We start from the raw sequence: 14,388 nt of genomic DNA, 5'->3' as shown, positions 1-14,388 counted from the left end.
CACCAGCAACCGCGCCGCAACCCCCGGGAACTCCCCCGGCAAGGACTTCCGCACCCCGTCCACAAAGGGGCCGTGCCCAGCCAGCCACCGCCGGTGCTGCGGTGCCATCACCTCCAGCGCCTCAACCAACTCCCCCGCCGGCAACGCCAGCAGACCCGCCACCAAAGCACCCGACCCGACAGGCTCGACCGGCTCCACCACCGAAACCAACGCCGGATCCGAATCCGCTCGATCCACGGCCGGCGACAACCCACCATCCACCCCACCCAAAACCTCACCGGACGGAGCAGCACGCAACCCACCAAACCTACGCTCGTCCTCCCGGTCCGGGTCCTGTCGCAAGGACTGGGTCAGATACTCCTGCAACTCCTGGCGATCGGCGCCAGGCTTGTAGTTGAACGACTCGAAGTCCGGGATCTCGATTGTGCCGGTGGTCTCCCCAACCTCAGGTGGGTTGGCTGCACGCGGGTTCCTCTCGAAGTAGCGAGACTCGTACTCGGGGGCGCTTGCAGCAATCTCATTGGACAACAAGTTGACGGCCTGGCCGGACTCCAGGGCGTCGGCGATCTGTTCCAGAGACCGCCCGCCCTGGAACAGATCCTCCATGTCCTTGAAGATCACCGGCTTCAGCCCCGCCGCCAGGAGCAGCCTGGGCAGGAGCACATGGACGTTGAGCCGCCTGTTGGTGTCAGCGTACGGGTGGATGATGTGGATGGTCCTTACCACCCAGCCGATGGCCTTCAATTGGTCGCGGGTGGTCTTTGCCTCGTCAAGCTTCCCGTAGAAGCGGTCGAGGACTTCGGTGACGAGCCCCTCGACCTCGGCGTCCTTGTAGAGGGTCTCTGTGAGCATTTCGTCCACCCCACGCTGGAGGTGGCCGGACCAGGTGAGCGCGAGCGCGTTGGGCCGGATACGGAAGGGCAGAAGCGGGTCCGCGTTGACCATGAGTCGTCTGCCGCCGACCTCCTCCTCAAGTACGGAGGGCGTCGGCGAGTTGGCACGGAGCGGATAACCGGTGACGTATCCGTCCTTGCCGGACTTATCCGGCTTCTCTGCCAGTTCGGAGATCACAGCGACGTGCATGCCCTCGTACATGCGGAAGTCGACGCGGTCGCCGATGGTCTCCGGGTCGTTCAGGTAACGGTCGTAGGTGGTGGTCATGCTGCCTTGGAATCCCGGTGACTGCTGGTGGTCATACAGTTCCCCGGGGTTGTTCGGGTGTTTCTGACGTGCCTCCTCGTGGTGCAGGGGGTCGAGGTAAACGCGGTACCACTCTTCGCGGGGCAGCACCTCCTCCAGGCGCTTGGCCCCCGACTGCCCAGGGGCGCTGAGGTGTTGTACCGGTGTGCCCTCGGCACTCGAAATCTGTGGATTGTCCGAGGCGTCGACTGCGGTCGGCAGGGGCTGGGACAGCGCGCGGTGGGCGTACAGGGTGAGGGCGTCGGCGGTCGCGAGGTCGTCCGAGGAGGCGTCGAGCGCCAGCGAACCGACCCCGAGGAAGTCCGCGGCACCCGGCTCGGCCTCGGCACCCATGTGCAGGACCTGCCGGGTGAGGCGGACCAGGCCGCCGTGCAGCGCCTGCGGTGTCTCCTGGCCGCCGGCCTGCTCCACGACGAGGTCGTACACCGCTTTGGACGTCTCCCAGAGCCGGTCGTGCGGCACGGTAGTCGCCCAGCCTGGACCGAACAGCGCCTGCAGCCAGCCCGTGTCCTCCCAGAGCCCGGTCTCGTCACCGGACTCCGACTCGTCAGACGCTTCCGCGAGCGTGGACAGGGCACGCTCGGCGGGCAGCGGGGGCGGCACCGCGGCAGGGGACATGTCTCCGGGCACGGCGGAGTCATCCGCCTCCCGCAGCGGGATGCCGAACCCGCGCTCGGAGAGCGGCTGTCCGGCACCGGCGCCGGACAGCAGGTACAGCTCAAACGCCTCCTCCCCGTCCCGGTACTCCTCCTGAAGCGCCGGTACGTCGCTGTCGGCCGACGGCACCGGGGACGGAGGCAGCGGAACATCGGCCGGGGCCGGCTCCGGCGTGGCGTTCACCGGGTTCTGGTCCGGCGTGCCGTCTTGTTCGGTGATGATCGGCTCCGGCTCCAGCTTCGGTACCGGAGCCGGGGTCAGCATGATCAGAGGGGCGAAGTCGCCGCCCCGGCGCCGCAGTCGCAGGTGGGGAGCGTCGGCGGACGGGCCGGGGTACGTGTGGGTGGTGCCGTTCTCCTCGATCAGGGTGACGGTGGTGCCCGTCGCGGCGGCCGCCCACTCGGCCACCGCCTGGTCGGCGCCGGGACTCCACGGTGCCGTGGCGAGATAGCGGCGCAGATGGCCTTCAAGGGCGTCCGCGCTCGGCGCCGGCGCGCCGGGCTCGACGCGCAGAGGAGGGGGGCTGAACAGCGCGTCGCGCCGACCCGGGTCGCCGGGGAGGCCGTTCAGACGCATCAGCTGGGCGGCCGGCATTTCGGCGCGGACGCGCAGGCGTGCCGCCTCGCCGCTGTCCCGTCCCGGCTGTCCGGCCGCGTGGAGGAGGGCCGAGGAGAGCGCGCCGAAGAAGCCGTTGCCGCGGCCGGTGACAGCGCCCTGGATGTAGGTCGCGCCGTCGGGTGCGGTGAGGACTCCGTGGCGGTCGACACGGTAACGCGGGGCGGTGCTGTCCTTGGGCGGCATCCAGGGCGGCGTCGCGTGGCTGCGGTGTACGTGCGGCTTCGCGGGCGCGGGGCTCGTGGGAGCGGTGTTCTCCGTCTCCGTACCGGAGGGGTCCGTGACCGGGGCCGGGAGCGCGGTGGTGGTCGGGGCCGGTGTGCCGGGCGGCAGGGCGGCCTGGAAGAAGCCCTTGGCGAAGAAGAGGACGGGGTCGGCGGCAGGATCGACGGTGGCCGGATCGGTGCCGTGCGGCAGGAAGAGCTGTTCGCGGCCCTCGCCGGTCACCACGGTCACCGGGGTGCCCATCACCCGGGCGGCGAGCGCGGGCAGCAGGTCGGCGCCGCCGTGGTCGCCGGCCCGGCCCGCGGCAGGGGTGGACCTGTCGCCCTGGCTCTGTGCGGCGCTCTGCCGGGGCTCGGGCGCGAACGGCCGGGACAGGGCGGCCACGGCCAGACCGATCCGTTGCTCCGGCGTGGGCCAGAAGGTTTGCGGCAGACGGCCGAACTCGTCGAACTCGGCCTGCTGCGCCGGGGTGAACCGCACACCCGCCGCGTCGATCTCGTCCTGTGTGAAGGTGTCCGTGGCGTCCAGGGCGAGGGCCTCGACGAGGTCCTCGTTGCGGTCCTCGCCCAGCGCCTGGGCGAGGCGGTTCCGGGCGGCGTCGACGGCCTCCGCGGTGACGTCCGGGTCGCCGGGGGCGTTTGCGAAGCGGTCGGCGAGGTCGGTGCCGAGCAGGTGGGGCAGCCTGCCGCGTACCGCGGCGGCGGCGAACAGCGCGTGGTAGAACGACGCTCCGTCGTGCGGCACCTCGTACAGCTCGCGCACGGTGGTGCCGTCGGGAGAGGTGAGGACGCGCCGAGCGGTGGGGTCGCCGACGGTGATGGTGTACGGCTCGGGTGCCTCGGTCGGCCAGATCGGCTTGGTGTACTCCTGCGCAGCGTCCGGCACCGGGACCAGGGGCGAGTTCTGATGGTGGGCGGTCAGCCGGGACGCGGCGAGGTACAGCCGGTGGTGGTCCGCGGCGGCGGCGTCGAGTCGCTGCTCCCAGCGGCGTACCTCGTCGCGGGCCGCCTGCCAGGCTGTAACGGCCGGGGAGGCGGACATGTCCTGTGACAACACCGTGGGGCCGCCGAGCGCGGCCTGTTCCTCCGCGCTCAGGTCAAGCCAGGTGTCGCGGGTCCGGGCCCGTGCGTCGAAGTAGCGCTTCTCGGCCGTGGCAAGGTCGGCCGCCGCCTTGGCCATGGCGTCCCACGCGCCCGCGACCTCGGTGGGGAACGTCGTGTCGTCCACGAGGCCGTAGTCCCGGGCGAGGTCCTCGCGCAGCCAGATCAGAGCGGTGGTCTCGGCCTCGGCCGCGCGCCGTCCGCGACCGCCCGTGCCGAACCACCGCAGCGGACGGCCGTGGGTGATCCGGTGCTCGGCCTCGACCACCGCGAGCCAGCGCACGGGCACCGCGAAGAGCATGCTGCGGACTGCGACCGCCGTGCGGTGGATGCCGAGCATGGTGTCGACGGTCGCGTTGGCGGCCGTGCCGTCGTTCGTGGCTCCCAACGGCACCGTGGCAGCCACGCTGTCGGCACCCACCAATGGCGTGGCACCCCCGGCACTGTCGATGTTGTCGAGGATGCCGATCGTCAACCCGTCGGCGGTCCTCGCACGGTCCATGTTCTCCATGCGCGGGGCGTTCTCCACCGCGAGCAGCCGCGCCCCGCGCCGGTGCATCCTGGCGTAGAGGCGGGAGTTCGCGGTGTGGAACTGGCCGAGGAGCTCGGCCGACGCCTGTACGGGCAGCGGCGAGCCGTTCGCACCGAGGGACTCACGCAGGCCCGAGGAGAGGCTGACCTGAGCCGTGACGTCGTGCTGGGACTGGGCCGGGGCGGTGCCGAGGGCGGTGAGCGAGGTGCGGCGGGCGGCGCGCACCTGCGCGGCGAGATCGTCACCGGTGTACCGCTTCCCGCGCTCCTCGCCGGGTGCGTGGAGGCCGTCGGCGCGGGCGGTGGCGAGGGTCAGGGCGTCCCGCACGTTGGTCGCGCCGATGACGTCCATGGCGACGAATCCGGTACCGAGCCGGTCGTCGAAGGGCAGCACGTCCGGGTCGGGGCGGCCGCTCGCCGGGTCGCCCACGGGAAGGCGCCAGGCGTCGATGCTCCTCTGGTCCGCCTGAGTCGCCGTCAGCATCCGCACGGCTCGCTCCGGTGTGGGCACCTCCTGCTCGGTGAGGGCGCCGTCCGCGCCGTCGCCGTCGGGCGTGAGCAGGCCGATCGGGACGTACTCGTTGACGCTGCCGACCGTGGCACTGGCGGTGGGGGGGAGCCGGTCGCCGGCCGCGTCCGTCATGGTGACGGTCAGGACGTACGTGGTGACGATCTCACCGAGCGCCTGGGTGGTGACCAGGTTGGGGGAGGAACTGGCGCTGGCGGTCTCACCCCGGGTGGTCGACCGCTGGTGCGCCGCGACGCCCTGGAGGACGGGGTTGACGGCCAGGACGCCGCTCTCGGCGGGGCGATGGCCACCCGCGTACGCCACCAGGGCGCCGTGGTCCTGGTATGCGCCGTCGGAGGCGTCGCGGCCGGCGGTGCGGTAGTCCTCCAGCTCGAAGCCGGTGCGCAGCCGCTCCACGGTGGTGGTGACCGGGGTCAGCTTGAACTGCATCTGTCCGGGACTGCCGCCGACCGGCAGGTGGTGGGGGCGGGACCAGGCACGGTAGCGGACCGGCAGGGTCACCCCCTCGGTCACCAGTTGCTGCAGATGGGCGCGGAGGAAGTCCGGGGAGAGCCGCTGCAGGATCTGTTCCCGGTCGTGCGAGGGCACCCCGATCTCCTGCAGCTGCTCCATCAGCAGGGGAACGATCGGACTGCCGTCGAGCCGGCCGCTGGGATGCGTGAGGAAGCGCCGGTCCAGGAGAGCGGGGACGCGGTAGCCGCCGCCGAGGGCGGAGGGGGTGGTGGTGCCCAGGCCGTCCGGGGCGAGGCCGGCCTGGATGGCGTCCCGCATCGGCAGGTGGAACATCACCGCGTCGCGGATGTACTGGGCTCCGGTTGCGACAGCGGCCCGGCCTCGGTCGTGGGCGCGACCGAGACGCCCGGCCACCGACCTGACACCTTCACCGGAACGGGTCCCCACGGTTCCCATCGCGGCCGTCCAGCGGTCCCGCACCGCGAGGGACTCGACGACGTCGGCGACCACCAGGTACGTACGCCCGGCGTAGGAAAGGATGTTGTTGCGTCCCCGGCTGACGGTCCGCGAGGTGACACCGCCCCGGCCCCAGGCGTACTGCGGTGCCACACCGTGGTTGCCGATGGCGGCCGTCTCCTGGCCGGAGACGTGCTCGAGCGGCCGGTGGGCGCCCTGGAAGCCGACAGTGGTGCGGGACGTGGCGCTCTCGGTGCCGGCGACCCGGTGCTCGTAACCGAGGGTGGCTTCGAATTTGGCCTGCTTCGGGTCGCTCTGGACGCGCAGGTTGTGCAGTTCGCCGCGGATCGCGGCCTTGAAGTAGTGGACCTGGAAGGGCCCCGCACCGTGGAGTCCGGTGACACGGGAGCCGAACGGGCCCAGGTACTGGCCGAGTTGACCCGCGATGCTGATGTTGGCCATCGCCCTGCGCAGTGCCGCCCGCACCGGGGAGCCGGGCGCGCTGACATGCCAGGAAGTGCCCGAGGCTCGTTCGGAGGCGTCCTGTACGAGCCGCTGACGCTCTTCTCCGCCCTCGACGCTGACCACCACGTGCGGGGCTCTGAGCAGTTGATCGGTGAGCCGCTGGTCGTCCGAGTCGGTGTCCTGCGTGAGATTGCCGTCGAGCAGCCGCTCCGCCTCCGCGGCGGAGAAGTCCGCGGGTGCGGGGGCCGGTTCCGCGGGCGGCGTGTCCCCCGGTGCGTACCGCTCGGAGCTGTGTGCCAGGGGGACGGACAGTTCCACGCGGCCGATCGTTTCGCCGCCCTCGCTGAACAGGGGGCGCTCGCGGACTTCGCTGACGAAGAGACCCGCACCGAGCATGCCCATGGTGACCATCCGGGTCCAGCCGCGCGGGCGGCGGTGCCCCTCGAAGGACGCGTTCAGCTCCACCCGGTAACTGAACAGATGGGCGCCTTCCGGGGTCGCCAGGTGGTCGTGGACGGACGTGACCGAGCTGCGGCCGGCCTTCTGGACGGTCCGGCCGTAGCGCGCGCCGAAGACGCCGAATCCGCTGTGCCCCGGCGCCCCGGCCTCGGGGTCGTCGTCGTGGTTGCGCGCCGAGACACCCAGTTCGGCCCCTCCGGAGAGGGCGCCGGACGCCTGCTGGCCCTGCCCCGCGATCTCCGTGCCCACCAGCCCGGCGCGCACCGTCCTCTCGGTCATCGAGGTCTCGTACCGGCGGTCGGTGAGCCGCGCCTTCAGGATCAGCGTGTGGTGGCCACGGCGGAGTTTGCCGTCCTCGACGAGCGTCACCGGGACCCCGGTGGTGGTCAGCTCGTCCAGGCTCTGTCCCAGCGTGGTGCGGTTCAGGGCTTCGCGCACCTGCCGGTCGTTGTACAGACCGGTCCGCACCCGGCTGTCGCCGTACCAGAACCTGGCCAGTCGCGGATGCTCCCGCATGGACGGCGGGACGAACAGCGTCGGGTACGCGGTGTGCAGGGTGTCGAGGACGCTGTCCGCGAACACCTTCAGGGGGTCCTGGGGATTGGCGATGCCGGGCTGTCCGTCGCGGTCCTGCCGGGAGGAGGACTCCTGCCGGTCCTGTTCGCGGTCCGGAAGCGGGTTGTTCGACGCGTTGGCGGGCCGGAAGCCCTCGGCGCGCGTCTGACCGCCCAGGTGGACGGGGTCCTCCTGGGTCAGGTACCACGGCGCGGGCGGCTCGGCTTCCGGATTCGGACCGGCCTGTCCCGGCGAACGGCTGTCCCAGCCGGCCAGTCGGCGCGCGTCCTGGGTGGTCATCCAGTCCAGGCTGACCACCCGGACGGGACGCGCAGCGGAGCGCGGCTGGCCGGCCGCACGCACCATGATGGTGCGTTCCACTCGGTAGAGCGCGATCGGGTGGTTGCGTACCCGGCCGATGACCTTACGGGTCGCGTCGGTGCTGACCTGGTGGGTTCGGCCGGCGGCCAGGTCCAACCGGCCCACCGGCCCGGCCCGGAGGCGTACGTCCACTTCCGGGCCGGGCAAGATGTGTGAGGGGCCCGTGGCGACTTCGACGCCGAGCCGCGTCTCGCGGGCGTGACCGCGTTCGTTCTTGTAGGTGGTCTGCGTCGTGTCACGGAACTCCGCCTTGACGGACTCGGCGACCAGGGTGGCCCGGTGCGCTATGGACCGTTCCACTACGAGGTGCCCCAGCGGATGCTGACCGCGCCCCCGGGTCAGCTCGGGCCCGCTGACCTCTCCGGAGAGCCGCCCGTACAGTCCGAGGAGCCGGCCCGGCCGGAGGTAGGAGACCAGGGTGCGGTGGGCCGAACTACCCGGCCGTGCTCCGGAGATGGCGAGGGCCAGGTCCTCCGGCGGGTCCGTCAGGTGCAGTGCGACGGCTTCACCCGCCCGCGACTCGACCCCGTCCGGGAAGGTGAGCGACTCGGGTGCCCTGCGCAGTCCTTCGCCGGGCACGGTGAGGACGTCCGGCAGCCGCCAGCTCAGCCCGTCCCGGACGGCGAACTCCGCCTGGTGCACCGGGCGGCGTTCCCAGTGGGGGCCCGACTCGGGAGACTCGGTCCCGCTGTTCCGGCCACCGGTCTTCGGAGCCTCGGTGACCCGGACCACGCGCACCCGGTAATGCACGTCGTCCAGGTGCAGGTGCGACCCCTCCTGCGTCCGGTACTCGAACTGGTTCACCGCCTGGGTGGCGAGGTTGTATCCGGTCTTGCGGATCCAGCCCAGCGAAGCACTGACCCGCACCAGGAAGCTGATCGGTGTCGCCACCGTGAATCCGAAGCCGAACCGGCGCCCGAAGCCGACCGTGCGCCCACCGCCCGTCCCGGACAGCACGGCCTGCTGGGTGATCATGCGGATGGCGGTGCCGTTCACGTCGGAGAAGCGCTCCCAGCGGTGGTACGGGACCGCCTCGACCGTCATCTCGTGGGCGACGCCGGACTTCTCCCTCCCCACGAACCGGGCACCGCGCGGGGCGGTGAAGGCACCGGGCTGCTCGGTCAGCAGGCGCAGTAGCTCCGCCTCGTCGAACTGGGCGCGCACGGACGCCGGCAACTGCCCAAGGATTTCCTCGGCGACCCGCTCGGGCGAGCGCAGGGTGACGGCGCCCAGGCCGGTGAAGAGACCGGTCGGCGCGGTCTGCGGGCTACCGTCGTCCCCCTCGCGCGGGTCGGCGTCGGGGCTGATGAGGACGGCCGGCAGTCGGCTGCCGTCCTCGAAGGTGACGGTGCGCGGTGGCGGACCCGGCGGTGTGACGTCCCGACCGGTTATCAGCCGGGCCGGGCGGTAGCGCTCCAGCTGGGTTTCCAGCGGGACCGGGTCGCCCCGGTCGGGGGTCTCGGTGTCACGGTCGCCGCCCTCGTCATGCACCAACTCCGGGGCGGGCGCCGCGCCGTCCTGATCCGGTGCGGACTGGTCCGGTGTGGACTGCTCCGGTGCGGCCTGCTCCGCGGCGGAGGGCGGCGGCGTTCCCTCGGTGGGCAGGGCCTCGGCGGGGATCAGGGCGTCGTAGTGGTCGGTGCCGTTGTGCGCGAGGTGGAGGGTGCCGCCGCGGCCGCCCGGATGCAAGGACGTGACACGGATGCTGCCCGGCGCGTGCGGGTCGGGGCCGACGATCCGCAGATCCAGGTCCAGGGTGTGCGCCAGCGCCTCGGGGAACAGGTCGGCGAAGGGGGACGACCACAGCCCCGGCCGCTCGGCGGCCGCGGCCAACAGCCCGCTATTGCCGAGGCGCCGGGCCTCCTCCGGGGTGGGCGCCACCTGGGCGAGTTCCGGATAGGGGCTGCCGTGGAGGATCCGCTGCCACTGGACCGGGTCACCATCGGCGACGACCAGCTGCGCGATCCGGTTCCACTCGTCGAGGATCCGGGTCTGCTCGTCCGGGTCCCGCTCCGCGGTGAGGGCGGTCATCCGCAACTGGTCCACCACGGCGAGCACCGGATCGCCCAGCACCTGGTCCGCGGTGGCGGCCAGTTCGGAATCGGTGAGCCTCTCGCGCAGCAGCGACCGCAGTCCGGCGATGTTCCGCGCCGCCCAGGCGGGCGGTACCTCCTGACTGCGCGCGGTGTCGAGCAGCGCCTGGAACAGACTGTTGCCGTCCGCCGGCGTGGGAAGGCGCCGGAAGGCCATGTCGTCCGCATGGACGGTGTTGGCCAGTCCGGGCCGGTGGGCGGGCCCGTGAGTTGGCGGCACCTCCTGGCCGGGATCGTCCAGGACATCCCCCGCGGGTTGCGGGTTCTGTATGCGGCGTGTCAGCTCGGCGGTGTCCTCGGCATTCAGCCCCAACTGTGCGAGTGGGAGCGGGGTGTCGGACAGCGACCACACCACCCGCGCCGACGGCGCCACCGCCAGCCCCGCCGCATCACCCGGCGACACCAGATGATCAGGCGAAAGCACAGACACCGGCGGCAACAGCGCATCCAGCGTCGCCTCGGCCCCCGCCTCCTCCCACAGCCTTTCCGCCGCGTCCAAAAACGCCCGGTACTCCCCGACCGTGGGCTCCGCCCCCGAGCCGGACACGCCATCGCCGACCAGACCATGCCCCGACCCGGCCACACCACGGTAGTCACGGACCATCCGCCGCAGCAGATCCGCCGTCATCCGCGCATCCCCGTAACGCGCCGCCACCCGCGCGTCACGCCACCGCAGACCATCCACGAACGCCAGCCCCGCCAGCAGCCGGTGATTCTCCACACGCCGCTCAGCCGAAGCATCATCCAGCACCTCCCGCACCGTCCGCACCTGCTGCAACGTCCGAGTCAGCGCGAACCCGTCCGCCGGCCCCGGCCCCTGATGCAACCGCGTCACACGCGCCAGCTCATCCAGCGCCTCACCCGCCGGCTCGGCAGTGAACATCCGCCACCGCCCCGGCCCATCCACCCCCTCCGCCAGCACCGCATGCACCGCACCATCCGCACCCCGCGCCGTCCCCGCCGGCGTGGTCGGCGCCCACACCACCGACTTATCCCCCAGCACATTCACCGCATGCTGAGCCACCGCCAGACCCGCCACCTCAGGCTGCCGCCCCGTCTCACACGAGAACAACACCCAGCGGGAATCCGGCCCTCCCGCGCCCCACGACGACAACAACCGCCCCAGCTGCGGTCCCGAAACCCGCACCGTCGGACGATCCGGATCGTCCGTCCCCAACACCACCGTCCGCGACGTCCCGTGCCCCGCAAAAACCTCCACACCCCGCCCAGCCCCTCCACCGGGCAACGGCACAGGCCCACCCGAGAACACAAACCGCCCAGACACAGACGCGGCGGCGGACGCGGAGGCGGGGTCGGGCGCAGGAGTGGACGCAGGTGCGGGAGTGGACGCGGGCTCAGTTGCAGGAGTGGACGTGGACGAGGGTGCACGAGTGGTCGCGGGCGCAGGTACGGAAGCGGACGCGGGCTCGGACGTGGAGGTGGTACGCACATGGCGGAATGTGTCCTGCCCCAGCAACGCCATACGGGCCCGGCCCTGCGGCGTATTGTCGGCCGACGGCGGCTGCGACACCGTCAACCGCTCCACCACACGCCCCGCCACCGGCCCCGCCGCAGACTCAGACACCAAGCGCCGCAACCGCTCCAGCGGCACCGGCGCCCCATCCAGCGTCTCAATGACCAGCCCCCCGGCCGACCGCACCGCCACCCGACCCGACACCGGCGCGGTCGCGGCAGGCACGGACGAGTCCCCGTGCCTGCCCCCAGACAGATCCACCAGCGGAACAGCATCCGCGTCCAACCCGCCGCCCGACTCCAGGAACACATCCCTGGCCGGCTCCCCCTCAGAACCGGACGACGCTGAAGACCCCGACACCACCAAGGGACTGGATTCAAACGGGGGCCCGGACTCCGTCACAGGCCGCAACCCACCAGACCCCGCACCCTCAAGCCCCGCAACCGAACCCGGCGCCCCCTCACCAGACACCCGCGAAGCCCCAGTGGGATCAGCGGGACCAGCCGGATCCCCGGCAACCGTCCCCGCACTCTCCGTAACAAGACGAACCACCGACTCCGGCACCACACCCAGAGCATCAGCCAACGGCAACAACACATCCGCACCCGGGAACACCACACCCGCCAGACCCCCACCAGCCTGACCCCCGGCAACACCACCAACACCACCGTCAACACCACCGGCACCGGCACCGGCACCGGCACCGGCACCGGCACCGGCCACCACATCACGCCCGCCGCCACCATCAGGCGACCCCACCGGCCCCACCACAGGACCACCCAACGGCCGCACCCGAACCGCAGCCTCCGGCCCCTCCCGCACCAACTCCACAGCAGGACGCACCACACGCCCCACCCCGTCCTGCACCACCGGACCCAACGCCACCACCTGATCCACACCCACCAGATCAAGCAACTCCGACGCCCCCGCCGACCCCACACCCGGCAACGGCAACGGCCCCGCCGACACCACCACCCTCGCCAACGACCCATCGACAGCACCCGCCCCAGCAGCCCCGCCCGCAGCGCCCGTCCCACCCAAAACAACATCGACATCCGGAGACGGCAAACCATCACCACCCGGGAACGACAAGCCGTCCCCATCCGAAGACGACGGGGCGTCCGCGTCCACAGACGGCGAGCCCTGCGACACCACCCCGGCCGGCGGCAACCCCACCAGCCCAGGACGCTGCACAACACCCCCCGCCCCGCCCGTCACACCCGGCCCGACACCCGCACTACCACGCACGTCCAACGACCCGGCAGCACCAGCCGCACCGGAGACATCCGAGACATCCGGAGCATCGGATCCATCGACACCGCGCTGCACACCCCAGGCCCCTGCGACCGGCGTGTCCACCACGACCGGGACACCCAGCCCGTCCAGCGCCCGGCGGACCTGCTCGGCATCACCCAGCACCGACGGGCCCTCACCCACCGGCACCACCCGCACCCCAGACCCCACAAGCCCGCCATCAGGCCCGCCCGTCAAGCGCTCATGCAGATGCTCACGCACCCCCACCTCAACCGGCCCCGGCCCCGCCGAACCCCGCAACGCCGCAAGATCAACCAGAAGCCGCTCCCGCGCCTCCGCAGACCCACCCAGCAAACGCCCCCACAACTCACCCTCACCACCGGCCACCGCCCACCCGTCCGGCACCGACGACAACGGCAACGGCGACACCAGCGGAGGCGGCGACACCAGCGACGAGGACAGCCCACTTTCCGTCACGGGCAGCAGCCCACCCGGAACATACGGCGGCGGAGGATCAGCAAGCATGTCGACATCCACGCCCGCGTCCGAGCCCTTGCCCACGCCCTTGACCGTGTCCGCGTCGGTGCCCTGGCCGGCGTCGCTGCCCTTCCCCGCCTCGGTGACCGGCCCACCGCCCGAGGGGCCCCGGAACCCGCCGGTGAGCCTGTCGACCACACGACGCAGCCCCGCACCACCATTCACACCGGCACCGCTGAACACCGCCTCAGGAGCAGCACTCAGACCCGCACCCAGGAACGTCGTCCAGTTCCACGACCAGTCCCCATAGAAAGCGCCATTGATGAGTACCTCCGCAGCCGTCTCACCCACACCCGCCGCAAGGAACTCGTCCGTACCCTTCAGCCCGTAATAACCCCCCAACGCCCACGGCCGGCCCGTGTTGGACTGCCCCACCCCGCCATGACGCCACGCATTCGGGCTGATCCGGAAATGATAAGAATCCGGAAAACGCCCCGGACCGCCAGAATGCGGATGCGGGCCCCCGCCCAGCCCATGACCACCACCCGACTTCCCACCAGGAAGCCGATTCACATCCGGCCCCGGACTGCCATCAGGACCCGGCCTGTGATGCGGCCCCCCGGTCAGATGACCCACGCCACCCGGCCCACCACCCGGACCGGGCTTGAAATCAAGACCATCCTTCAAAAAATTCAGCTTGTAACCATCAACAACATTCTTGCCAAAGGCCCCCACAAGACTGGTGAGCCCACCCGCCAGGAAACCGGTCAAGCCAGAGAGATAAATATCCTTGCCGTCAAGCCCCTTCGGCCGGCGCCCGGACGGACCGAACTGCATCAACGCCAACTGCACCGCAATTTCCTGAAGAATCTCATCGATCGCCTCGGTCAGCGACGGCGAGATATGCAGAGTCTTCAGCAGACGATTCAGCGTCAGAAGGAGCACAAGACGCGAACGCAGCTTCGCCAGAAAAATCTGACTCGCCGACAGACCACCCGTGAAATATGAGAGCACCGTCAGAAAAGCAATCTCAGCCGCGAGCCGGACAAGCTCCGCAACGAGATCCCACTGCATCTTCACAATATTCATGGATGCCTTACGGCGATTCTCCGCAATACCATCCAGAGCACGAGCAAAATCACGCAGAATATTCTGGCCGCCCTCACCGATGAGCGGACCCACCGCCCGCCGATAAGCCCTGGCCACCTCATCCGGCAAAGCCTTGACTATATCATCGCTCACCTTGGCCAGCACACTACGCAACGCATCCTGATCCAGCCGCGCCGTCACATAATTCAGACGATCGTAAAACGCTTTCTCTGAATTAGCATCAGGAAACAACTCGCCTATCAAGGCAAAGAAAAGATTACGCACCCACTGCGGGAGATTATCCAGAGGGTTACCCGACATAAAAGCCATCGACCATCACCCCCTGACACATACGGACATGACGACACAGCCGCC

At 70.7% G+C, this 14,388-nt stretch carries 1 protein-coding gene and 1 pseudogene; one reads left to right on the top strand and one right to left on the bottom strand.

Translation table 11 applies throughout. From position 1 onward, the window contains the following. Positions 1-10,440 (bottom strand): annotated as a pseudogene (locus H293_RS52140) (hypothetical protein); the annotation flags it as partial. Between the two features lie 3,111 nt (positions 10,441-13,551). On the opposite strand from H293_RS52140, the gene H293_RS58925 reads away from it, so the two are divergent. Then, the gene (locus H293_RS58925) at positions 13,552-13,932 is read left to right on the top strand and encodes a hypothetical protein (protein WP_158694586.1); all 381 of its coding nucleotides are present in this window, start codon (positions 13,552-13,554) and stop codon (positions 13,930-13,932) included. Positions 13,933-14,388 lie beyond the last annotated feature (456 nt).

The sequence above is a fragment of the Streptomyces canus 299MFChir4.1 genome, assembly GCF_000383615.1.
Lineage (GTDB): Bacteria > Actinomycetota > Actinomycetes > Streptomycetales > Streptomycetaceae > Streptomyces > Streptomyces canus_C.
The sequence above is the reverse complement of the archived record's forward strand: the minus strand, read 5'-3'. Positions and strand labels throughout refer to the sequence as shown.

Excerpts from the sequence above, each read along its gene's own strand:
- H293_RS58925 (WP_158694586.1), top strand. The coding sequence starts at position 13,552 with ATGACCCACGCCACCCGGCCCACCACCCGGACCGGGCTTGAAATCAAG.